Here is a 22,118-nt window from a genome sequence, read left to right as displayed (position 1 = left end):
GACGCAACCATGACGAAACACCACAAAGCCACCGCCAGCGACGTCGCCGAAAAGGCCGGCGTCTCTAAATGGACGGTATCGCGCGCCTTTACGCCCGGTGCGTCGATCTCAGACAGCGCGCGTGAAAGCGTACTGGCGGCGGCGGCCGAGCTGGGCTATCGACCCAATCTGCTGGCGCGCAGCCTGTCGCAAAAACGCACGCACATCATCGGCGTGGCCATCGACGAAATGAAGAACCCGCATTCGATGATGATGCTCGATATGGTCACCAAACAACTGCAAACCCGCGGCTATATGGCGCTGCTGTTGAACATCACCGCGGGGGAAAACTACCGGGCGGTGATGGCGATGGCCGATCAGCTGCAGGTCGATGGCATTTTGTTCCTGGCGACGGTGTTAACCCAAGAGTGGGCGGCGATCGCGCAAGATCTGCATCAGATCCCGCTGGTGCAGGTGTGCCGCAATACGGAAAGCGAACACATTGATGTGGTCAATATCGACGGTTACCGCGCCGGCGAAGAGATCGCTGGGTTGCTGATAGAACAAGGGCATCGGCGCTTTGGCTACATGAAGGGGCCAGACACGCAAAGTAGCCATTTGCTGCGCATGGAAGGCTACCGCGATAGGCTGATAACCTCTGGCTTTCAGCTGGATCGGGTGCTCACGGCTGGCCACTACGATCGCCAACGCGGTTTCCAGCTGATGAGCGAATACCTGCAGGCAACGCCGGAAAGCGAGCGGGTTGAGGCGCTGTTCTGCGAGAACGACGTGTTGGCGCTGGGGGCGCTCGAAGCGCTCAGGCAAGTGGCACCGTCGTCTGCAATGGCCGTGGTAGGTTTCGACGATATCGACGAGGCCGGATCAGCCAACTGGGCGCTGACCAGCTACAGCCAACGCATCGACCGGCTGGTCGAAGAAGCCTTGAATCGCCTGCTCGATAATCGCACCACGGCAGACGGTGCCTGGCGGCATGGGGAATTGCGGGTTCGGCGGTCGCACCTGGGAGAGAAACAGGCGTGAGGTTTTTCCTTTTGGTGACGGCGTCACTTTGGAGGTTTAATGAGAACTCGTCGCGATAAAAAAACTCTATAGAAGAGAAAGTGTTACCTTCAGATGCCCCATAGCCAGCGGTGGCGAGTACCGCTGGGGGCGCCATGGCAAAGTCAGGTTTCACGAGAGTCATTCTGGTGTAGATTGACTGCCGAAGTTTGCCAGATTTCACGTAGCGCGATCAAAAAGGAGGGCATTTTGACGCATTCTGCAAAGTTGTTTAGCCAAATCCAGACGCTTGAGGTTGAACTGCATCAGCCATCGGTGCGCCGCGATCCGCAGCGCGTCGCGGCATTGTTGCATGAAGACTTTGAAGAGATTGGTCGCTCAGGTCTGCGTTATGACAAACGCCAGACCGTTGCGGCGCTGGAAATGGAAACTGAGCATCCGCAGATTGTTGCCGAAGGTTTTACGCTGGCGAAAATCAGTGAAGGCGCCGTGTTGCTGACGTATAAGAGTTTTCAACGCAACGCGCAGGGCAACGCCATTCGTTGCACAGAACGGTCGTCGATTTGGATGCTGACGGAAAAGGCCGGTTGGCAGATGCGGTTTCATCAGGGCACACCGACCGAGGATTAAACTGAGGTGCTGAAACTGAACGGGCTGATGATGGGCTTAAACATAAAAAAGGTTAGCAGCCTGATAAGGCTTGAAGGTGAGGTGAGAAAGGACGGCCAGGCTAACGGCGGTGCGTATCCAATAATACAATTTAACATAATATACATTATGCGCACCCGTGTGGTTATACGTGGATTCTGGCGTCCTGGCTTGATGATGGGTTTTCTCCTGTGGCCAACCATTTCAACGCCCGTTGCTCATACCGTTGAACGAATTCGTTTTTCAGCTGGTCTTAAGCCGTCGAGTTTTCGCTGCAGGCTTCATTGCCATTGCCGCTTATTGCTGAGCGACACCATGATGTTTGCGCAAAAATCTCTGAACACCCAATGCCTGTCGCCTGTTCACTTCCTGCAGTAAATGCATGCATGTGAGGCGTGCGCTTGCCGCTTCCCAGGATTTCGGTACCTGGCGTTCCAACGCCGCTTAACCTCCCAGCAAAATTATCAATCGTTGGTTTGGCCGTCAGCCAACTCTGCCGATGTGATGGACTGCCGTTAACACGCCAGCCAATATCTCGCGAAGTTTCAGCTTTATCACGTTCCACCCACTGAGGATCATAGATAAATGCGTTCTGCCATTAATGATGACCGGACATGCTTATAGCGACACATCTCTGCGGATATTGAGGCAAAATCCCCCCGCTTTTTTGATCGCGCTACGTGAAATCTGATAAAACATGGCTACTGCGACACTGCAGATTTCACCAAAACGCGCCATAAAAATGAACAACTTCTGCCTGCCAAATGCGTACTGGCGTTCGTCTTCACCGTTTCCGGTGGCCTTCATGGCGTTGGCTATACTGAATGGGAACATTCTTCCACACTCCAGGACATCCCCATGTTTGACCATGTGAAATTTGGCGTCAGCGACTTTGCTCTGAGCAAAGCGTTTTTCCTTAATGCGCTGGCGCCGCTGGGCGTAAAGATCGTTGCCGAAGGTGAACCCGATTATGGCGTTGAGCTGTGTCCCGATCGGGGTAACGTGTCATTATGCCTGTTTCAGACCGATGAAAAACCGGCGCATCTGCACCTGGCATTTACCGCAAGCAGCCGTGAACAGGTCGATGCGTTCTATCACGCCGCGTTAAGCGCCGGCGGCAAAGACAATGGCGCGCCCGGTTTACGCCCCAATTATCATGCCCACTACTATGCGGCGTTTGTCATTGGTCCGGATGGTCATAATATCGAGGCGGTCTGCCACAATGCGATAGCCTAGTTTTCCATTTAAAAACAAATAATTATACAGAGAAAAGACTCTGTATTTAACATAACGTATTGTGACGGCGTCACTATCAGTTACCCCGTCACGTCAATCCACTCCGCTCCCGTGATGCCGGCCAGCCGCTGTGGCGCAATTCTCACGCCGGAGTTATCGCTGCCGCCTGCCGGAAGCACTTCATCGAAAGCGCGCAGGCTATGATCGCAGTAGATCCTCACCGCCTCCGGTGCGGCAAAGGGACAAACGCCGCCGGGCGGATAGCCGGTTAATGCTTCAACCTCTTCCGCCGGCAGCATACGCGCCTTCACGCCGAAGAATTGCTTGTACTTCTTGTTGTCGATTCTGGCAGTTCCCGCCATCACCAGCAGCACCACATCGCCGTTAACGCGAAACGAAAGCGTCTTGGCGATCTGCCCGCTCTCCACGCCAAAGGCTTCTGCCGCCAGCGCCACCGTTGCGGTGTTCTTTGCCAGCACCGTCACCGTCGTCTCCGGTGCGTGCTCGGCCAGAAAACGCTGAACGCGTTCTATGCTCATGCCCTGCCTCCTGATATTGCTAAACCATTGATAATGCCGAAGTGATGGTTTCGGTTTTAACATCGCATGCTAAAAATGAGAATCAAAATTGTTCAAATCGCTGGATCTGAACAAAGCTTTAAGGGGCCAATGGCCTTTTTACCCATCATTTTTCATGGAGATGCCTGCATGACCACGCAAACGACAGCAAGGCCCTCAGCGGCCGCAGTGGCCGTCTATGAATGGCTCAACCCGATACCTTACGGATTTTTCACCGCGGCGCTGATTTTCGACATCATTTATGCCTGTACCGCTAATATTCAGTGGGTCAATGGCGCAAGTTGGCTAATTGCCATCGGCCTGATTTTTGCCATCATTCCCCGCCTGATTAACCTGGTACAGGTATGGTTCGGCAGCGCTCGGCTGCGGGGATCGTCGGTCAAACTCCATTTCTGGCTGAATTTGCTGGCCATCGTTCTCGCCATTATCAACGCTTTCGTGCATAGCCGGGATGCGTATGCCGTGGTGCCCCAAGGCCTGGTGCTGTCTGCGATCGTGGTCGCGCTGCTCAGCCTGGCGAATATTCTGCTGGCCCTTGGCGCCCGCGCAAAATAAGGAGGTTTTCATGAAGCTCTCATCTCTGGCGCTCACCCTTTCCGCCGTTTTGGCCTTGGCCGGCTGCGATAACAGCGCCGTCATTTCGCCAGAGCAACAAATGGGCCCGGACCCGACGTTGCCGGCGGCGCAAGACTTTCTGATGCCGCCGATGCAGGTGCCTAAGGGCGTTGGCTGGCAACAAGATCAGACGCCGAAAGTGGCGGAAGGCTTGAAAATCGATAAGGTGGCAGACGATTTGCTTCATCCGCGTCAGTTGCTCACGCTGCCCAATGGCGACGTGTTGGTCGTGGAGGCCAACGGGCCGGGCACGGAAGCGGTGAGCACGCCCAAGCAGCTGATCGCCGGCCTGGTGAAAGGCCAATCCGGTAAAGGCGGCAAAGGGGGCAATCGCATCACCCTGCTGCGCCCGACCGCCGGCGGCAACTGGGAAAAGCACGTGTTCCTCGAGGGGCTCGATTCCCCGTTCGGAGTCCAGCTGATTGGCAATACGCTGTTCGTGGCCAATACCGGCAATATCATGCAGTACGCCTATCAGCCTGGCGAAACGCGCATCAGCGATCCGGGCAAAGAACTGGCCGATTTGCCGGACACCATCAACCATCACTGGACCAAGGCCCTGCTGGCCAGCCCGGATGGGAAAAAGCTGTATGTCGGCATCGGTTCCAACAGCAACATCACCGAAAACGGCCTGGCCGTAGAGTACCGGCGCGCCGCCGTGCTGGAAGTGGACACCGCCTCCGGCGCCAGCCGCATCTTCGCCAGCGGCCTGCGCAACCCGACCGGGCTGCAGTGGGAGCCGCAAAGCGGCAAGCTGTGGGCGATTGTCAACGAGCGTGACGAAATCGGCGCCGATCTGGTGCCGGATTACCTGACCTCGGTGCAAGATGGCGGTTTCTACGGCTGGCCTTACAGCTATTTCGGCCAGCACGTCGATCGGCGGGTACAGCCGCCGCGGCCGGATCGGGTGGCGAAAGCCATCAAGCCGGATTACGCGCTCAGCTCACACGTCGCGCCGCTGGGGCTGCTGTTTTACACCGCGAGCGCTCTGCCGGCCGACTATCGCGGCGGCGCTTTTATCAGCGAGCACGGCAGTTGGGATCGCTCGCCGCTGAACGGCTATCGGGTCAGCTATGTGGCGTTTGAGCAAGGCAAACCGGTCGGCAAGCTCAAGGCCGTGGTGACAGGTTTTGTCTCCGATAATGAGAAGGAACTCTATGGCGCCCCTGTGGGGCTGGCTGTCGACAAGACCGGCGCTTTGCTGGTTGCGGATGACGTCGGCAACACTGTCTGGCGCGTCAGCGCGAAGTAAGGTTACGGGCGGGTTCCGGTGAACTCGCCCGTGACATTGTCACTCACTCCTCAGCGCCAGCCAGATCGTCATAAAGCGGAATAATCGTTCTCGCCAGTTTTTTCGTCATTAATATTATCCCCGTCACGTTATTGGCGCAAAAATAATAGCCGTCGGTCAGAATTAAAGCGCTCATTCGATAATATATTCATCAACAGATCGTTGATCAGAAATAAAAGGTTTTAACATTTCGACATAAACCAGTACAATTCCCTCCCCTGTGTTAACCCTTTTTTAGGTTGATTGTGTCGTTAATTCAGCCCCCTGCATCACGTAACCGGGCCGCCGCCTGGTTAGGGATGTTCGCCATTCTGATGTTGTTCATTGCGCCAGTGGTCTCGCGATCCCTGGAGCATGCGCGCGCCGGAAGTGCTGAAACGACCGTCATGGCGGACTGCGGCATGGCGATGCCGAAGCCGATGCATCATGATATGCATTCGCCGCCGGCCGCGCCGGAAAAGGCCGCATCGCCGATGATGCAGCACGGCGGCGGCCACCACAACATGGCGATGATGATGGACGACAGCGCCTGCGGCTACTGCGTGCTGTTGCTGCACGCGCCGCTGCTGGACGTGAGCCACGCCCCGCTGTTCTGGTCTCAATCTCTGGCCTCGCGCCCGCCGCCGACTCATTATCTCGTTCCCCTGTTTGCCCACGTCGTTCATACCGAATTACAGCCGCGCGCGCCGCCCGTCTCTTTCCTCTGATTTAACAATACCCCATTGCCGTTTCTGTATTGCCGTTGATCGTTTCAACATGGCGGAATTAATACGCCCAATGGTTATGCATTGAGACGACATTATTAGCCCGGTTATTTCCACGTTGAGGGAATTAACCCCCGTATTTTCCGATGGTGATTTTCGCCAGGCATCCCCACGCCTGAATAAATCGCCGGAGAATAATGGAAAAAAGTTAGCTTAAGGAAAGATGATGTTTAAACCCGCTTATAAAAAGAACGCCGTCACCCGCGCAATCACCACCGCCATGCCGCTGTTCCTGCTGGCCGGCCACGCGGCGCAGGCGCATCAGCACCCTACCGACGCACAGGTTAATGATGGCGACGTGATCACCGTCACCGCACCGCTCTACTCTCCGCTGACCATCGTGACGTCACCAAAAACCCCGCGTCAGCCGGTGCCCGCCAGCGACGGTTCGGACTATCTGAAAACCATTCCCGGTTTTTCGCAGATCCGCAACGGCGGCACCAACGGCGATCCGGTATTTCGCGGCATGTTCGGTTCGCGGCTGAAAATTCTCACTGACGGTTCGGAGATGCTCGGCGCCTGCCCATCGAGAATGGATGCGCCCACCTCTTACATCTCGCCGGAAAGCTTCGATCTGCTGACCATCACCAAAGGGCCGCAGACGGTGCTGTGGGGGCCGGGTTCGTCGGCGGGCACGGTGCGTTTCGAACGTGAACGTCCGCGCTTCGACAAACCGGGCATCAAGGGCAACGCCAGCGTGCTGACCGGCTCCAATGGCCGCTGGGACGAGAATATCGACGCCAGCCTCGGCGCCGAACAAGGTTACCTGCGGGTGATGGCCAACAAGTCGCGCGCCAATGATTACCAGGACGGAACGAATACGCGCGTGCCATCGCACTGGGACAAGTGGAACGGCGATCTGGCGCTCGGCTGGACGCCGGACAATGACACGCTGTTGGAAGTGACTATGGGCCGCGGCAACGGCGAAGCGCGCTATGCCGGCCGCAGCATGGACGGTTCGCAGTTCAAACGCGAAAGCCTGGGCATGCGGGTGGAGAAATCCAACATCGGCGAGGTGCTGGATAAGTTGGAAGCGCAGGTCTACTACAACTACGCCAACCACGTGATGGACAACGTGACCCTGCGCTCGCCGGGCAGCGGCGGCATGGGCGGCCATGGTGGGCATGGCGGCATGAGCATGGGGGGCCACGGCGGGCACATGATGTCTTCCGGCATGACGATGCAGCTCGATCGCCGCACCGTCGGCGGCCGCGTGATGGGCACCTGGCAGTGGCAGGACGTGAAGCTTGAAAGCGGCCTGGACACGCAGACCAATACCCACCGCAGCATGAGCCGCGGTAGCTGGGAAAAAGACGCCCAGTTCAACAGCTACGGCGCCTTCGGTGAGCTGACGTGGTCCACCAGCGATCAGGATAAGCTGATCGGCGGCGCGCGTCTCGATCGCACCCTGGTGGAGAACTTCCGCAGCGGCCGCGATGTGGAACGTTCAGATACCCTGCCGAGCGGCTTTATGCGCCTGGAGCATACGCTGGCCGAGCTGCCGCTGATGCTGTATGCCGGCGTCGGCTATACCGAGCGCTTCCCGGATTACTGGGAGCTGTTCTCGCCGAAGCTGGGTCCGAACGGCAGCAAGGATCCGTTCTCCAGCGTCAAGAGCGAGAAAACCACGCAGCTCGACATCGGCGCGCAGTACAACGGCAAGCGCTTCAACGGCTGGGTCTCCGCGTATGTGGGCCGCGTCGATGATTTCATCCTGTTCAAATACGATCCGCACAATGCGCGTCTCAGCCAGGCCGATAACGTCAACGCCAACATTATGGGCGGCGAAATGGGCATGGGTTATCAACTGAGCGAGCACTGGAAAACCGACGCCAGCCTGGCCTACTCCTGGGGGAAAAACACCAGCGACGGTCGCCCGCTGCCGCAGATCCCGCCGCTGGAGGCACGCTTGGGGCTGACCTATGAGTACGGCGACTGGAGCGGCACCGGCCTGTGGCGTCTGGTCAGCAGCCAGCACCGCGTGGCGATCAACGAAGGCAACGTGGTGGGCAAAGATTTTGCCGAAAGCGCCGGCTTCGGCGTGCTCTCCGCCAACGCCGCCTACAAGGTGAATAAAAACGTCAAGCTGAGCGCCGGTCTGGATAATATCCTGAACAAGACCTACAGCGAGCACCTCAACCTGGCGGGCAACAGCGCCTTCGGCTATTCGGCCAACAGCGCGGTGAATGAACCGGGCCGCACCCTGTGGGCCAAGGTTAACGTCACCTTCTAAGCCATCCATCGGGCGATGGGCAACCGTCGCCCGGTTACGCGATATGCGATCCGGTTCTTAGGATATGAGTTTTAAGTTTTTCCCATTCGGTTTAGCGGCGATTACTATCACTCTCAACGTAATCAACGATCCGGAGGGAATATGCAAAAGCTCACTCGTTTTCTGGCCCTGCTCGGCGAGCTGATGATTGAAAAAGCCGAAGATGTCGCGCCGCAGGCTGCTCAGCCTGACGATCGCGACGACGCGCTGCCACCGCGCCTCGAGCGTGGCGTTGCGCTGGCCGACCGCTTCCTGTTCATGTAATTCCCGCGCAGTTTAACCCACTCACACTGACCGCACGATATGTTCGCGCAGCCACCGGTGCGCGGGATCCCGATGCGATCGTTCGTGCCACAGCATGGTCATTTCAAAACCCGGCACCGCCAGCGGCGGCTCGAGTTGTTGCAATAAAGGCTGGTTGCGCACCAGCCGCTCCGGCAGCATCGCCACCAAATCGGACTGCGTCAGCACCGAGATAACGAAGAGAAAATGCGGCACGGAAAGCACCACGCGCCGCGTCAGTCCCAAGTCCGCCAGCGCCCGATCGGTGATGCCGTAGAACCCGCCGCCGTCCGGTGAGACCATCACCTGCTCCAATTGGCAAAATTGCGCCAGCGTCAGGTTTTCATGCAGCTTGGGATGGCCGACTCTGCCCACCAGCACATAGCGTTCACTGAACAGCGTGCGCTGACGCAGACCGGGCGGCGCCCCTTCGCGGGTGTGAAACGCCAGATCGATCTCCCCCTGTTCCGCCAGTTTGGCGATGCGTGACGGCGCGGTCTCCAGCACCGCCAGCCGGGTGCCGGGCGCCGCCGTACGTAAACCGTTCAGCGCCGGCAGGACGATGGTGGATTCGCCGTAGTCGAAGGCGGCCGCACGCCAGGTATCGGTCGCCACGGCGGGATCGAACGGCGTGGCCGGCGTCACCGCCAACTCAAGCGCCGCCAACGCCTGACGCAGCGGTTCCCGCAGCTGCTCCGCTCTGGCAGTCGGACGCATGCCGCGCGGGCCGGGCAACAGCAGCGGATCGTCAAAGATCGCCCGCAGTTTGGCGAGATGCACGCTGACCGCCGGCTGAGAGAAATTGAGCCGCTGCGCCGCGCGCGTGACGTTGTGCTCCGCCAGCAGCGCGTCGAGCGTCACCAGCAGGTTGAGATCCAGCCGCCTTAAATTATTCATGGTTATACCTGTGATAACGGTAATTCATTTCTAATATACCTTGTGACGCCCTAACCTGCAGCTCTCACCCCAAGGAGCGTTGTTATGAATGTGCTGATTGTTTACGCCCACCCGGAGCCACAGTCGCTGACCGGCTCACTGAAAAACTTCGCCGTTGAGCGTCTGACGCAGGCCGGCCATCAGGTACAGGTGTCCGACCTGTACGCCATGAAGTGGAAAGCGGCGATCGACGCCGACGACAGCCTGGAAGGCGCATCAGGGCCTCGTTTCGTTCCTTCGCTGGATTCCCAGCGCGCGTTCGCCAACGGCGTGCAGAGCGCCGACATCGAACGGGAACAGCAAAAGCTGCGCTGGGCGGACGCGGTGCTGCTGCAGTTTCCGCTGTGGTGGTTCTCGATGCCGGCGATTCTGAAAGGCTGGTTCGATCGTGTCTATGCCTATGGTTTTGCCTATGGCGTCGGTGAGCATTCCGATACGCATTGGGGCGACCGTTACGGCGAGGGTATGTTGGCGGGCAAACGGGCGATGCTGCTCGTCAGCGCCGGCGGGTGGGAATCCCATTACGCCCCGCGCGGCATCAACGGGCCGATCGACGATATCCTGTTCCCGATCCAGCACGGCATGCTGCACTACCCAGGGTTCGAGGTGCTGCCGCCGTTCGTCACCTACCGCGCCGGCAAAACCGATGAGGCACGCTTTGCCGCCCTGTGCGAGCAGCTCGGGCAGCGGCTGGATAATCTGTGGAACGCCGAGCCAATCCGCTTCCGGCGGCAGAACGCCGGTGACTATCTGATCCCGCAGCTGACGCTGAAAGCGCATCTCGCGCCAGGGCAAGACGGTTTTAGCATTCACCTGAAATAGCGCGAGCCGCTCCCCTTATCGCGGCGCTGACGCAGCGCCGCCCCCGAGGAGGAGTTTGGCGCCCAATCCCATCATGACCAAGCCTGTGAATCTCTGCTGCCACACCAACAACCGGGGATTGCGGGCGAGCCATTGTCCCACGGTGCCGGAGGCCATAGCGACAGAACCCAGCGAAAGGATCCCGGCCAGCTTCTGAATGGAACCTAAAACGAGCAATTGCAGCCAAACCGGCCCGGTTTCAGGGTTAACAAACTGCGGGAGGAAAGCAAACATGAACAGCAGCGACTTAGGGTTGGTCAGGCTGTTAATCGCTCCTTCTTTCACCGCCTGCCACTCGGTCATCATCCGGGGTTTTCGCACGGCATCGGAACGCTGCCGGCTTACCTTCAGCATTTTTATCCCCAGCCAGACCAGATAGGCGGCCCCAACCCAACGCAATACGTCCAACGCCAGCGGATAAGCATGCAGCAGCGTGGCGAGGCCGAGCACCAGCATGGAAACCTGCACCATACCGGCGACAAAAACCATGCCGAAAACATTGAGCAGCGCGATACGGCGGCCTTGGCCGATACCCCGGGCCAACGTGAGCATCATGTCCGGTCCAGGAGACAGTTCCAGAAGGGTAAGTGCAACAAGAAAAGCAATAAACGTTTCGGCTGAAGGCATGGGGTTATCACCGGCGAGTCAAAGGATACGGCAATCATATTCCTCCCCGGACATTCGCAACAGCACTATCAGGCGCATCCGGGGAGTCTCGTTAATTCAGGGCGGCGAGAAATGCCCGATAGCCCTGCGCGCTGCTGTCCAACTCGTGTTGCTGAACCTGCTCTGCCGTCCCGTCCGAAGCGGCTTCCTTGCCGTAAAAGGCAAAGAACGAAGCATAGTCGGCCCGCACATAATCGGCGGTCACTTCAAACGGCCGGAAGATCTCCTCCAGCGAGTAGCGATAACGCCCTTCACGCGCGTAATCTTCTGCGCGCACGCCCGCCGTGACCGCCAGCGCCAGTTTCTTGTTCTGCATCTTATAGCCACTGCGAGAACCGTAGGCCCAGCCGTAGGTGAGCACGTCGTCCAGCCATTTTTTCAGCAGCGGCGGGCTGCTGAACCAGTAAATCGGGAACTGCAGCACGATGTTGTCATGCGCTTCAATCAACTGCTGTTCTTTGGCGACGTCGATCTGCCAGTCCGGATAGGCCTGATGCAGTTCGTGCACGGTATACAGCGCCGGATAGCGCCGCAGTTCCTCCAGCCAACGTTTGTTGACCACCGAGTTCGCCATATCGGGATGTGTCACTACCACCAACGTTTTCATACTGATCTCTCCAGTCAGGTGTTTCGACGCATCTTAGGGTATGCTGACAGAATGTAAAATACGCACACTCACGACACATACTTACCCTGGAGAAAGTGTAAATGACCGCCGAATCCCACTGCAGCCCTACGGGCATCAGCCTTGAAGACACCGGTTATGGCTACACCCTGTCGGTGATCAACGGTAAATACAAAATGATTATTCTCTACTGGCTGGCGTTGTATAAGCCGGTATTGCGCTTCAACGAACTGCAGCGCTGCATCGGCACCATTTCGTATAAGACGCTGAGCTCGACGTTGAAAGAGCTGGAAAAAGACCGTCTGGTGGTGAGAAAGGAGTATCCGCAGATCCCGCCCAAGGTGGAGTACAGCCTGTCCGAGCGCGGGCGTTCGCTGATCCCGGTGATCGACATGATGTGCGACTGGGGGGAGCGGCACCGGCCGGAACAGCCGGCGCCGTGAGGGGTCAGTTGTCCGCCGCCGCTGAGGTTGCCGGAGCCGGCTCATCGTGCTCAACCAACGCGTCCGCCGGCCGGCACTGGCGCAGCGTGCGCACGCTGAAGGCCACCAGCACGCCCAGCAAGGCGGCGAATGCGCCAAACGACAGCACGCTCATCAACGGGGTAAATACCCTGCCCAGTACGCCGAGCCCCAGCGCGCCGATCGAATCGCCGGTCACGTCCTGCGCGGTGCCGAGGCTATTCACCCGCCCCAGCAGATGATCCGGCGTATTGCTCTGGATCAGCATGAACTGCAAGAGCGAGGCGATGGCATTGGCGTAGCCGTAACACACCAGCGCCAGCAGCGCCGGCGCCAGATGGCTGAACAGCCCCAGTGACGCGATGGCGGTGAACGCGACGATAGCGGCGATCAGGATCAGCACCCCAGGGCGAGGGAAACGCCCCACCCAGCCGCTGGTCAGCGCGCCCAGCATCGCACCGAGCGGCACTGCGGAGTACATCAGGCCAATAGAGGACGCGCCGACGTGGTAAGCGTCCTGCGCCAGCGCCGGAAACAGTACCCTCACGGCGCCGACGATGCTCATCAACATCCCCAGCAACACCACCGAGCCGACCACCTTATTGCGCCAGACAAACTGGAAGCCGCTGGCGAGCGCGCGCAGTGGGTGTTCCGGCTCCTGCTGCTGCGGCAGCAGCGTCGGCAAGCGTACCAGCGGCACAAGGGTGCCCAGCGTCCCTGCCGCCGCGACGGCGAAGGCGAGACCGACGCCGCCGAACACGATGATGATCCCCCCCAGCGCTGGCGCCAGGATCGCGCCGATGCGCACCGTCACCATGCTCAAGGCCCCCGCCGCCGCCAGGTTTTCGCGCCCGACCAGCAGCGGGATCACCGCCATCAGCGCCGTCATGCCGAGCGCGCCGAAGAACCCGTCCCACGCCGCCAGCAGATAGAGCGCCCACAGCGACGGGGCCGGCGCGAAGGCATTCAGACTCAGGGCGACAAAGCCCAGCCCGCAGGTGCCGCGCGCGAACAGGATCAGCTTGCGGCGATCGTAGCGATCGGCGAGCACCCCGCCCAACATCAGGCCGATAAACATGCCTACGCCGTCCAGCGCCACCGCCACGCCCACCTGCAACGTGGAGCCGGTCATCGCCTGGATCTGAATCGGCACCCCCACCGCCAGCATGCCGAGGGAAAACACCGACAGCATGCGGGCGCAGAAAATCGCGCGGAAATGCGCATTGCTTCTCAGCAAACTGAAATCAAGAAAAAAAGAAGGTCTGGCCATAGTGTCCTGCATATCATGTTTTAGTGCGGGCCGGGACGCACGCCCCGGCCCGGTTGCGTTATACCAATCCGTATTGCCGCGTCAGGAGCGAATGCAACAGCGGCCCGAGCGTCTCCAGCGAGGCCGGCGACAGAATGTCCGCGTGCTCGCAGCTTTGGTGATGACAGATCAGCCCATCCAGATACGGCGCCCACACGGCGTTGATATCCATCTCCGGCGGCAGCGTCCGGTCGGCGACGAACAGCGTCGCCGTGCCGTGGAAACGCTGACTGCGCGCCTGAGACAGAAGGCGCACCGCGTCGCGGTAGTTGGCGACGATGCTGTCGAACATCGCCGCCTTCTCCGCCATCAGCGCCGGATCGCCATGATCTTCCGCCATAAACTCGGCCTGTTCCTGCGCCACCTCCTTCTGCGCCTCTTCCTCGCTGGGGCCGGTCCAGTCCTGGCCTTCCGGCGGATAGGTATCCAGCATGCCGAGGAACGCCACCTCTTCGCCCTGCTGCTGCAAACGCGCGGCCATCGAGTGCGCCAGCGTGCCGCCGAGCGAATAGCCCAGCAGGTAATAAGGCCCCTGCGGCTGCAGGCGGCGCAGAGTGGCGAGATGACGATCGACCATCTGCTCAATGTCCTCGCAGGTGGCGATGGCACCATCCGGCCTTGGCGACTGCAGGCCGATGATCGGGTAGCTCCCCGGCAGATAACGGCTCAGCCCCGAGTACTGCCAGGCGAAACCGGAAGCCGGATGCAGGCAGAACAGCGCCGGGCCTTGGCCCGCCCGCAGCTGCAGGCACTCGCCGACGCCGCGGCTCTCGGCCGAGCCGGCGGCCTGCGCATCATCGAGCAGGTGCGCCATTTTCTCCAGACTGCGGGCGAACATGATCTGCCCGACGCTCAACGGCCGGGTGACGCGCCGACGCAGCTCCGCCGCCAGGCGCATCGCCAGCAGCGAGTGGCCGCCCAACGCGAAGAAGTCGTCGTCGGCATACACCGTCTCGCGCCCCAGCAGTTCGCTGAACAGCGCCGCCAGCAGGCGCTCGCTGTCGCTGTGCGGCACGCGGCCGCTCTGCGGGCTCAGCTGCGGCCGAGGCAACGCTTTGCGATCCAGCTTGCCGCTGGCGCTGAGCGGGAAGCTGTCGGTCATGACATAGCTGACCGGCATCATGTGCGCCGGCAAACGCGCCTCCAGCGCCTGATGCAGGACGGCGGTATCCAGCGTCACGCCCGGCTGGGCGATCAGCCAGGCGACCAACTGCCGCATATCGGCGCCGCCCAGCCCCGTCGCGCCCTCACCCAGTTCGATGGCGTGCACCGCCGCCTGCGCTACTCCCGGCTGCGCCAGCAGCGCCTGTTCGATTTCGCCCAGTTCGATGCGCTGGCCGCGGATCTTCAGCTGATCGTCGCTGCGCCCCAAATACTCGACGCTGCCGTCTTCCAGCCAGCGGGCGATATCGCCGGTGCGATACATGCGCGCCCCGTTGCCGGCGGGATCGGCGACAAACCGCTGCGCCGTCAATCCCGGCCGATGCAGATAGCCGTCGGCCAGCTGAATGCCGCGCAGGTAGAGATCGCCGGCGCAGCCGACGGGCACCGGCCGCAGCATGGCGTCGAGAATGCTCAGTTGGGTGTTCCAGACCGGTTTGCCGATCGGCACGCCGGCGCCGCTCACCGCCGCCAATGCCTCGCCGGACGCCGGTTGATAGGTGACATCAACCGCCGCCTCCGTCGGGCCATACAGGTTATGCAGCGGCGCGGCGACCAACGCCTGGTAGCGGGATGCCAGTTCACACGACAACGCCTCACCGCTGCAGAACACGCGTTTCAGGCTGGCGGCGGCGCGCTGCGGCGCACGTTCGTTCAGCGCCTCAACCCAGATAGCCAACATGGACGGAACGAAATGCAGCGTGGTTACGCCATAGTCGTCGATCAACGTCGTCAGCGCCTGCGGATCGCGGTGCGCCTCCGGCGGCGCCATCACCAGGCGCGCGCCGACCATCAGCGGCCAGAAGAACTCCCAGACGGAAACGTCGAAGCTGCACGGCGTTTTCTGCAATACCACGTCCTGCGCATCGAGCGAATACTCATGCTGCATCCAGAACAGACGGTTGACGATCGCCCGGTGGTTCACCACCACCCCTTTCGGCCGCCCGGTAGAGCCCGAGGTATACAGGACGTAGGCGGGATAATCGCCGTTCCCCGCCGGTGCGCGCTGCATCGGTTCGCGCCCGCTGTCGTCCAGCGCATCGAACCGCAACGTCGGCGCCAGCGCGGCAAAACGGGCATCCAAGGCGCTCTCGGTGATAATCAGCCGTGGCTTGGCGTCTGCCACCATGTAGGCCAGACGCTCATCCGGGTAACCGGTATCCAGCGGCAGCCAGGCGGCGCCGGTTTGCACAATCGCCGTCAGCGCCAGGCTGAGGCGCACGGAACGCGGCAACGCCACCGCGACGATATCGCCCGGCTGAATGCCCGCCGCCGTCAGCTGTTCGGCCAACAGCGCGGCCTGGCGCTGCATGTCACGGTAGCTGAGGGTGTGCCCGGCATCCTGCAACGCGATGCGTTCCGGCGTGCGCCGAGCTTGATCGGCGATCGCCTGATGCAAGGTGGTGTCCGCTACCGCCTGTGCGGTGCGGTTGACCGCCGCGATCAACGCCTGTTCCTGCGGGGTTTGCAATTGCCAGCGCGGCAACGGCAGATCCGGTTGCGCAATCCATTGTTGCAGCAGCGCCATCAGCCGCGCGGCGAAGCGTTCAGGCTGCGGCACCGAGTCACGGTACTCCATCAGCAGACGCAGACGCTCGCCCGGCAGCACCAGCAACGTCAGCGGATAGTGGGTATAGCCTTTGTTGCGGATGGCGTCGCAGCGCAGGGAACCTGTGCCGCCGAGCAAGGCATCGTTGTCCGGGTAGTTCTCTACCACCAACAGCGTATCGAACAGCGTGCCCGCGCCGGCCAGGTGCTGGATCTCACCCAATCCCAAATCGTCGTGCTCCAGCAGTTCAATCTGCCGGTGTTGCAGAGCGGTCAGCTGTTCCGTCAACGGCCGGCCGTTTTCCAGCCGTACGCGTACCGGCAGCGTGTTGCTGAACAGGCCAACGTGCTCTTCCACGCCGTCGATCTGGCCAAACCGCCCGGAAACCGGCGAGCCGAACACCACGTCCTGATGGCCGCAACAGCCGGCCAGCTGCAGCGCCCAGATGCCCTGCATCACGGTATTGAGCGTCAGCCCGCGTTCGCGGCACAGGGTCAGCAAACGCTGTTCCTCCGCCGGCGGCAGCGTCATTTCCAGCTCAAACACGCGGTCGTCCTGCGTCTCGCCAAACAGCAGCGTTGGCCGCACGTCCTGCAGCGTCTCGCGCCAGATGCGGCGCGAGGCGTCGGCATCCCGCGCGGCCAGGCGGCGCACGATATCGGCATAGTTCGAACGCAGCGGCGGCAACGCCGTTATCCCTTCACGCAATGCGAGCATCAGATCGTTGAGCACCACCGGCGTCGACCAGCCATCGACGATGAGGTGGTGGGCATTGAGGAACAGCGTGCAGCGTTCACTGTCGCCGTGTTTGACCCACAGCGCATGCAGCATCGCGCCCGGCTGGTTAAACAGATCGCGCTGCAGCTCTTTCTGCTCCAGCTCATTCAGCGCCTGCATTTCTTGTTCGGCGGACAGCGGCGGCAGCCTGTGGCTGTCCAGCGGCCAATGGCTTTCCTGCGGTATCAGCTGCAGCGGTTCGCCCTCGCGGTTGAACCGCGCGGCCAGCTGCGGATGGCGGCGGATCACCGCATCCAGCGCCTGCTGGAGCCGTGGCGCGTCCAGTTCGCCGCAGAGGCTCAGGCGCGTCAGCGAGTTATAACTGCCGCCCTGCTGCGCCGTCTGGGCATGGAACAGCAAGCCGTGCTGCAAGGGCAACAGCGGCAGCGCATCGGCCAACGGCCCATACTCCCGCTCCCAGGCGCGCAGCGTTTCATCGTCGACGTTCGGTTGGGCGATCTCGGCCGCCGTCAACGTTGCCGCTGTGCGTTCGGGATGCCGTTCGGCAAACTCGCACAGCGCACGCACGGCCTGCTCGATGCCCCTATGCAACGCCTCGATGTCGCTCGCGCTGAAAATCCCCTCCAGCCAGCTCCAGTTGATCGCCAGACACGCGCCGTCGCGCCGCTCTTCGACAAAGATGTTCACTTCCAGCCCGTAACACAGCGCCTGCTGCGTATCCTGCGCCACGGCGAAGGCGTCGCGGAAACGGGTCCGGCTGCGCTGCGGCGTCCAGTGTCCCTCATCCTGGCCGAAGCGCCCGAGGTAGTTGAACAAAATCTCCGGCGCATTGCGCTGCGCCAGCGCGGCCAGTTCGTCACGCTGCGGATGTAAATAGCGCAGTTGACCATAGCCGATGCCGCGATCGGCCACCGCGCGCGTCACCCGTTTCACCGCGCGCACGGCCTCGTGGTGTTCGGCGTCATGCAGTTCGATGCACAGCGGGTACTCCGCCGTCAGCCAGCCGACGGTGCGCGCCAGATCGAGGCTATCGTCCAGTTCGGCGCGGCCGTGCGACTCCAGCGAAAAGCGCAGCGAAGCGGCCTGGAAATGACGCCGGCAGGCCAGCGCCAGCGCGCACAGCATGATCTCTTCGACCTGAGCGCGGTATCCCTGCGGCAAGGCGCCCAGCAGCGCGGCGGTCAGCCGGCTGTCGAGCAGCGTGCGCCGTTCGCTCACCGAAGCGAGACGATCGGTCTGCGGATCCAGCGCGCGGCGCCCCAAGCGCGGCACGCCGTCCGCCAGCATCTGCCGCCAGAACGGCAGCTCGGTTTCCCGGCGTTCGGCGTCGGCCCGTAAACGCGCGGACCACTCATAGAGCGAGGTTTCCTCCGGCGGCAGCGCGATCGGCTGCCCCTGCATGGCGCTGTCGGCCGCTTGCCGCAGTTCGTCGAGCAGGATGCGCCAGGAAACGCCGTCAACCACCAGGTGGTGGATCGCCAGCACCAGCCCGAGGCTCTGCCCGTCACGCTGCAACAAGATGGCCTGCATCATGCTGCCCTCGGCCGGATTGAGGCGCGCCAGCGCGGCATCAAACGCCTGTTCCGCCGCGGTTTCCAGATCGCCGGATACGGGATGACGCTGCATCAATTCACCGGCGGCGGCGGTTTCAACCACCAACTGGCCGTCGCGGATCCGCGCGCCCAGCGCCGGGTGTGCCGTACGCAGCTGTTCCAACGCATAACGCAGCTGTGCCGGTTGCAATTCGGCAGGCACGCGCAGGAAAACGCCGTGCGCGAAGAGACGATGCATGTCGCCCGTCTCGGCAAACCAGTGCAGGATCGGCAGCCCGTCGATCGGCCCTTGCTGCACGCTGCGCGCGGCCTGAGATCCAACGGCCAGCGGCTGCATCGCCTGCGCCATGCGCGCGGGGGTGTGCAGCGCGAAGATCTCACGCGGCCGCAGCAGATACCCGTTGCGCCGCAGGGCGGTGCCCAGCCCCATCGCCGAGATGCTGTCGCCGCCGAGCGCGAAGAAATCGTCGTCGGCGCCGACGCGCTCCATCCCCAACAGCTGCGCCATGGCGCGGCAAATCAGCCTTTCCTGCTCGGTGGTCGGCTCGCGCAGGCTTTGCGCCAGCGTCTCCTGCGGTTTGGGCAGCGCCTGACGGTCAATCTTGCCGTTAACGTTAAGCGGCAGCTCCGGCATCACCACCAGGATCGCCGGCACCATGTAATCCGGCAGACGCTGCGCCAACTGCGCCAGCAGCTCGCTCTGCAGCGCGGGTGAGGCGCGCCGCGCGTCATCCTGCACCGAGCAGTAACCGATCAGGCGATAGGTGGCGCCGATCGGCTCGGCGATCACCACCGCCCGCCCCACGTCCGGCAAGGCAGCCAGTGCGCTCTCCACTTCACCCAGTTCGACGCGGAAGCCGCGCACTTTGATTTGGTGATCGGTACGGCCAATGAACGCCAGCTGGCCGTCCGCGCTCCAACGCATCAGATCGCCGCTGCGGTACATCACCTCGCCGTCGGCGAACGGATTGGCGACAAAGCGCGCCGCCGTCAGATCCGGGCGGCGCAGGTAACCGCGCGCGATGCCCTTGCCTGAAATGTACAGTTCCCCCGCCGCGCCGATCGGCACCGGCTGCAGGCGATTGTCGAGCAGCCAGACTTCGGTATTGGCCAGGGGGCGCCCGATCACCGGTTGGTCTGCGGCCGTGACCGGCGCGCCGAGGGTATCGACGGTGTATTCGGACGGGCCGTAATAGTTATGGATCTCGACTTCCGGATGCTGCCGCATCAGGTTCCACAGCGTCGGTGTCGCCGCCTCGCCGCCGATCATCACAAACGCCGGCAGCGGAAACTGTCCCTTCAGCAGGCCGCAATCCACCAACTGCGAGAGGAACGACGGCGTGATGTCCAGCAGATCGATCGGGGTCTGTTGGGTCTGTTCGAGCAATGCCCAGGGGTCGCGGCGCAGCTCTTCATCGAAGATAACCAGTTCGCTGCCCATCATCATGCAGAACAGCGGCTCCCAGGAGGAGTCGAAAGAGAACGAAGCGGTATGCCCGGCGCGCAGACGCCGCCCGCGGCGAGCCTGGAATTTTTCAATCGCCGGGCCGAATAGAGAGGCCTGATGCGACAAGAACAGGTTCAGCAGCCCGCGGTGCGTGGACATCACGCCTTTGGGTTTGCCGGTCGAACCGGAGGTGTAAATCATGTAGGCCAGATGCGCCTCGTTCAGCGGCGCGCGCCGCTCTTCGTCCGATATCGGCGCGGCCTCGGCGGCCGCGCAGCGCGCCCGGCATTGCGCCTCATCGAGGCACATGATCTGCGGCAGATCCGGCATGTTGGCCCGCGTGTCGCTGTGGGTCAGCAGCATCACCGGCCGCGCGTCGTCGCACATCAGCGCCAGACGTTCACGCGGATAATCCAGATCGAGCGGCATATAGGCCGCGCCGCTGGCCAACACGCCAAACAGCGCGACCAGCGTGTCCACCGAGCGCGGAATGCCGATGGCGACCACGTCTTCGGCGCCGATGCCGCTTTCGATCAGCACGCGCCCCAGTTGCATCACCCGTTCACTGAGTTGACGGTAGCTGAGGCGCACATCGCCGCAGGTCACCGCCAACGCCTCGGGCTGTCGCTCAACCTGACGCTGGAAAGCGTCCATGATCGACACCATGCCCGCCGGCGGCGTCAGCTCAGCGCCGCGCCCCCAGGCCGCGAGTTGGCGCAGCTCCCCTTCGCTGACCAGCGCCAGTTGACCGTTCGGCTGATGCGGCCGCCGCGCCAGTTGCTGCAGCCAATGGCCAATGCGCTCCGCATGGCCTTGCAAGGTGCGCGGCGCGTATTTGGCCGGGTTGGCCACCAACGACAGCGTCAGCACGCCGCTTCGAAAACCGATCTCAAACTCGAGGTCGTCGACCGGCCCCATCGCCAGCGTATGGGTAACGGCCGCTTGACCGTCGAAGGACAAGGCGCTGTGGTAAACCTTGACGTTGACCACCGGGCCGTACAGCTCCTGATGGCCGCCGACCAGGCCGAGATCGCGTTTGATCTGCTCCGCCTCATAGCGTTGATGGCGCCGCACCTGTTTGATTTCCGCCGCGGTGGCCTGGCAGACGTCCGCCAGCGACATCTCCGGCGTCACGTTCAGCAGCAGCGGCAGCACGTTAACCACCGGGCCGATCGCCGCCAGCGCCTGCGAGCCCATGCGGCGCATGAAAGGAAAACCGATGGAGAGCCGGGTTTCGCCGCTCATGCGCGCCAGATACATCGCCAGCGCCGCCGTGACGATATCGGCCGGTTGCAACGACTGCAGCGCTGCATCGCGCAGCGCTTCGTCAAACAGCGACTCCGGCAGCACCAGCGCCTGTTTGAGCGGCCGAGCGCCCGGTTCGACCTCGCGGTTTTCCGTCGCCAATGACAGCGGCGACGGCAGATCGCGCAGATGCTGCCGCCAGAATTCGGCCGCCCGCTGGCGTGCGGGCGACGTTTGCCATTGCTGAAACTCTTCCACCACCTTGCCGAACGGGGTAAACGGCGAGGCCGCCGGCGACAGCCCGTGGCGCAGCGCGCGGTAGATATCGGCGATCCGGCGGGTGATGGCCTCGAAGCTGAAGCCGTCCAGGGTCAGATGATGAAAGCGCTGGTACCAGAACCAGCGATCGGCGCTGATGCGGATCACCGCATGGCGATAGAGCGGGCGCTCGCCGTCCGCGGGCAGATCCTGCGCCAGATCGTCGTGCATCAGCGCCAGCGCCGCCTGTTCGGCGTCTGGCCGCGCGCTGAAGTCAAACCACTCCGGCGCCAGCACCCGCGCGGGATCCGCGTTCAGCGGTAAACGTTGCACCGGCTGGCCGTCCTGCGCCTCAAAGAAGCGCGCCTGAACCGTATCCGCCTCCGCCAGCCCCTGGCGAATCGCGCGCTCCAGCGCCGAACGATCGATATCGCCGTGCAGTTCGGTGTAGTGCGCCACGGCAAAGCTGTTGCGCCGCAGCGCGATTTGGTCGGCAATCCAGATCCCCGGTTGCGCCGCAACCAGCGGATAATCCCGATACTCGACCTGAGTATCCGGCAAAGAAAGCGTTTCTGACATGGTGTCTGTCCTTTTCCTCAAACGGAATGTAGCGATGTGGCTGTG

General features: G+C 61.8%; 18 protein-coding genes. 11 read left to right on the top strand and 7 right to left on the bottom strand.

Going from position 1 to position 22,118, the window contains the following annotated elements; genetic code table 11:
• The first annotated feature begins 9 nt into the window (after nt 1-9).
• The 3 genes from J0X03_RS11715 (at nt 10) to J0X03_RS11705 (ending at nt 2,025) form a co-directional block, all read left to right on the top strand.
• Nucleotides 10-1,020 (top strand): LacI family DNA-binding transcriptional regulator, encoded by a 1,011-nt coding sequence (locus tag J0X03_RS11715; RefSeq protein WP_069100158.1) that lies wholly within the window; start codon nt 10-12, stop codon nt 1,018-1,020.
• A gap of 228 nt (nt 1,021-1,248) precedes the next feature.
• Nucleotides 1,249-1,629 (top strand): nuclear transport factor 2 family protein, encoded by a 381-nt coding sequence (locus J0X03_RS11710; protein WP_089197062.1) that lies wholly within the window; start codon nt 1,249-1,251, stop codon nt 1,627-1,629.
• 6 nt (nt 1,630-1,635) lie between these two features.
• Nucleotides 1,636-2,025, top strand: coding sequence for a hypothetical protein (locus J0X03_RS11705; protein ID WP_160204306.1), 390 nt, complete (start codon nt 1,636-1,638; stop codon nt 2,023-2,025).
• 240 nt (nt 2,026-2,265) lie between these two features.
• On the opposite strand, the gene J0X03_RS11700 is transcribed toward J0X03_RS11705, so the two are convergent.
• Entirely contained in the window at nt 2,266-2,481 is a 216-nt protein-coding gene (locus J0X03_RS11700; protein WP_116286841.1) for a hypothetical protein, read from the bottom strand.
• A 24-nt stretch (nt 2,482-2,505) separates the two neighbouring features.
• Between J0X03_RS11700 and J0X03_RS11695 the strand changes: the two genes are divergently transcribed.
• Nucleotides 2,506-2,883 carry a VOC family protein gene (locus J0X03_RS11695; RefSeq protein WP_033643102.1) on the top strand — a complete coding sequence of 126 codons (378 nt, stop codon included), beginning with the start codon at nt 2,506-2,508 and terminating at the stop codon, nt 2,881-2,883.
• Between the two features lie 80 nt (nt 2,884-2,963).
• On the opposite strand, the gene J0X03_RS11690 is transcribed toward J0X03_RS11695, so the two are convergent.
• A complete protein-coding gene (locus J0X03_RS11690) occupies nt 2,964-3,422 on the bottom strand; it encodes a YbaK/EbsC family protein (protein ID WP_042784516.1) in 459 nt (152 codons plus the stop codon).
• Between the two features lie 168 nt (nt 3,423-3,590).
• Here J0X03_RS11690 and J0X03_RS11685 point away from each other — a divergent pair, with 168 nt between their 5' ends.
• The 5 genes from J0X03_RS11685 to J0X03_RS11665 all read left to right on the top strand — a co-directional run bounded on the left by J0X03_RS11685 (nt 3,591) and on the right by J0X03_RS11665 (nt 8,667).
• Nucleotides 3,591-4,016, top strand: a complete 426-nt coding sequence (locus tag J0X03_RS11685) for a DUF2231 domain-containing protein (protein ID WP_033650381.1) — start codon at nt 3,591-3,593, stop codon at nt 4,014-4,016.
• Between the two features lie 10 nt (nt 4,017-4,026).
• Entirely contained in the window at nt 4,027-5,328 is a 1,302-nt protein-coding gene (locus tag J0X03_RS11680) for a PQQ-dependent sugar dehydrogenase (protein ID WP_103101477.1), read from the top strand.
• A gap of 338 nt (nt 5,329-5,666) precedes the next feature.
• Nucleotides 5,667-6,074: a DUF2946 domain-containing protein gene (locus J0X03_RS11675; protein WP_071991645.1), complete on the top strand. Its 408-nt coding sequence runs from the start codon at nt 5,667-5,669 to the stop codon at nt 6,072-6,074.
• Nucleotides 6,075-6,297: 223 nt separating this feature from the next.
• The gene (locus J0X03_RS11670; RefSeq protein WP_160204307.1) at nt 6,298-8,364 is read left to right on the top strand and encodes a TonB-dependent copper receptor; all 2,067 of its coding nucleotides are present in this window, start codon (nt 6,298-6,300) and stop codon (nt 8,362-8,364) included.
• Nucleotides 8,365-8,505: 141 nt separating this feature from the next.
• Nucleotides 8,506-8,667 (top strand): hypothetical protein, encoded by a 162-nt coding sequence (locus tag J0X03_RS11665; RefSeq protein ID WP_162882344.1) that lies wholly within the window; start codon nt 8,506-8,508, stop codon nt 8,665-8,667.
• 21 nt (nt 8,668-8,688) lie between these two features.
• On the opposite strand, the gene J0X03_RS11660 is transcribed toward J0X03_RS11665, so the two are convergent.
• On the bottom strand, nt 8,689-9,582 hold the full coding sequence (locus J0X03_RS11660; protein ID WP_096242258.1) for a LysR family transcriptional regulator: 894 nt from the start codon (nt 9,580-9,582) through the stop codon (nt 8,689-8,691).
• Nucleotides 9,583-9,666: 84 nt separating this feature from the next.
• Between J0X03_RS11660 and J0X03_RS11655 the strand changes: the two genes are divergently transcribed.
• The gene (locus J0X03_RS11655; protein ID WP_160204308.1) at nt 9,667-10,443 is read left to right on the top strand and encodes an NAD(P)H-dependent oxidoreductase; all 777 of its coding nucleotides are present in this window, start codon (nt 9,667-9,669) and stop codon (nt 10,441-10,443) included.
• A gap of 15 nt (nt 10,444-10,458) precedes the next feature.
• Here J0X03_RS11655 and J0X03_RS11650 read toward each other — a convergent pair whose 3' ends face one another.
• Nucleotides 10,459-11,109: a LysE family translocator gene (locus tag J0X03_RS11650; RefSeq protein WP_072022528.1), complete on the bottom strand. Its 651-nt coding sequence runs from the start codon at nt 11,107-11,109 to the stop codon at nt 10,459-10,461.
• Nucleotides 11,110-11,200: 91 nt separating this feature from the next.
• Complete coding sequence (locus J0X03_RS11645) at nt 11,201-11,755, bottom strand: NAD(P)H-dependent oxidoreductase (RefSeq protein ID WP_033643110.1); 555 nt, start codon at nt 11,753-11,755, stop codon at nt 11,201-11,203.
• Between the two features lie 101 nt (nt 11,756-11,856).
• Between J0X03_RS11645 and J0X03_RS11640 the strand changes: the two genes are divergently transcribed.
• A complete protein-coding gene (locus J0X03_RS11640; RefSeq protein ID WP_033643111.1) occupies nt 11,857-12,216 on the top strand; it encodes a winged helix-turn-helix transcriptional regulator in 360 nt (119 codons plus the stop codon).
• Between the two features lie 4 nt (nt 12,217-12,220).
• On the opposite strand, the gene entS is transcribed toward J0X03_RS11640, so the two are convergent.
• Both entS and J0X03_RS11630 read right to left on the bottom strand, forming a co-directional pair.
• Nucleotides 12,221-13,504: an enterobactin transporter EntS gene (gene entS, locus J0X03_RS11635; RefSeq protein ID WP_033650373.1), complete on the bottom strand. Its 1,284-nt coding sequence runs from the start codon at nt 13,502-13,504 to the stop codon at nt 12,221-12,223.
• 58 nt (nt 13,505-13,562) lie between these two features.
• Nucleotides 13,563-22,073 carry a non-ribosomal peptide synthetase gene (locus J0X03_RS11630; protein WP_160204309.1) on the bottom strand — a complete coding sequence of 2,837 codons (8,511 nt, stop codon included), beginning with the start codon at nt 22,071-22,073 and terminating at the stop codon, nt 13,563-13,565.
• Between the last annotated feature and the right edge of the window lie 45 nt (nt 22,074-22,118).

Origin of the sequence: Serratia ureilytica (genome assembly GCF_017309605.1) — a bacterium.
Lineage (GTDB): Bacteria > Pseudomonadota > Gammaproteobacteria > Enterobacterales > Enterobacteriaceae > Serratia > Serratia ureilytica.
This window is presented reverse-complemented; position numbering and strand designations above follow the sequence as displayed.

What these genes read in the sequence shown, in the direction of transcription:
- J0X03_RS11715 (WP_069100158.1), top strand. Translation starts at nt 10, where the DNA reads ATGACGAAACACCACAAAGCCACCGCCAGCGACGTCGCCGAAAAGGCC.
- J0X03_RS11700 (WP_116286841.1), bottom strand. Translation starts at nt 2,481, where the DNA reads ATGTTCCCATTCAGTATAGCCAACGCCATGAAGGCCACCGGAAACGGT.
- J0X03_RS11695 (WP_033643102.1), top strand. Translation starts at nt 2,506, where the DNA reads ATGTTTGACCATGTGAAATTTGGCGTCAGCGACTTTGCTCTGAGCAAA.
- J0X03_RS11690 (WP_042784516.1), bottom strand. Translation starts at nt 3,422, where the DNA reads ATGAGCATAGAACGCGTTCAGCGTTTTCTGGCCGAGCACGCACCGGAG.
- J0X03_RS11685 (WP_033650381.1), top strand. Translation starts at nt 3,591, where the DNA reads ATGACCACGCAAACGACAGCAAGGCCCTCAGCGGCCGCAGTGGCCGTC.
- J0X03_RS11680 (WP_103101477.1), top strand. Translation starts at nt 4,027, where the DNA reads ATGAAGCTCTCATCTCTGGCGCTCACCCTTTCCGCCGTTTTGGCCTTG.
- J0X03_RS11675 (WP_071991645.1), top strand. Translation starts at nt 5,667, where the DNA reads ATGTTCGCCATTCTGATGTTGTTCATTGCGCCAGTGGTCTCGCGATCC.
- J0X03_RS11670 (WP_160204307.1), top strand. Translation starts at nt 6,298, where the DNA reads ATGTTTAAACCCGCTTATAAAAAGAACGCCGTCACCCGCGCAATCACC.
- J0X03_RS11665 (WP_162882344.1), top strand. Translation starts at nt 8,506, where the DNA reads ATGCAAAAGCTCACTCGTTTTCTGGCCCTGCTCGGCGAGCTGATGATT.
- J0X03_RS11660 (WP_096242258.1), bottom strand. Translation starts at nt 9,582, where the DNA reads ATGAATAATTTAAGGCGGCTGGATCTCAACCTGCTGGTGACGCTCGAC.
- J0X03_RS11655 (WP_160204308.1), top strand. Translation starts at nt 9,667, where the DNA reads ATGAATGTGCTGATTGTTTACGCCCACCCGGAGCCACAGTCGCTGACC.
- J0X03_RS11650 (WP_072022528.1), bottom strand. Translation starts at nt 11,109, where the DNA reads ATGCCTTCAGCCGAAACGTTTATTGCTTTTCTTGTTGCACTTACCCTT.
- J0X03_RS11645 (WP_033643110.1), bottom strand. Translation starts at nt 11,755, where the DNA reads ATGAAAACGTTGGTGGTAGTGACACATCCCGATATGGCGAACTCGGTG.
- J0X03_RS11640 (WP_033643111.1), top strand. Translation starts at nt 11,857, where the DNA reads ATGACCGCCGAATCCCACTGCAGCCCTACGGGCATCAGCCTTGAAGAC.
- entS (WP_033650373.1), bottom strand. Translation starts at nt 13,504, where the DNA reads ATGGCCAGACCTTCTTTTTTTCTTGATTTCAGTTTGCTGAGAAGCAAT.
- J0X03_RS11630 (WP_160204309.1), bottom strand. Translation starts at nt 22,073, where the DNA reads ATGTCAGAAACGCTTTCTTTGCCGGATACTCAGGTCGAGTATCGGGAT.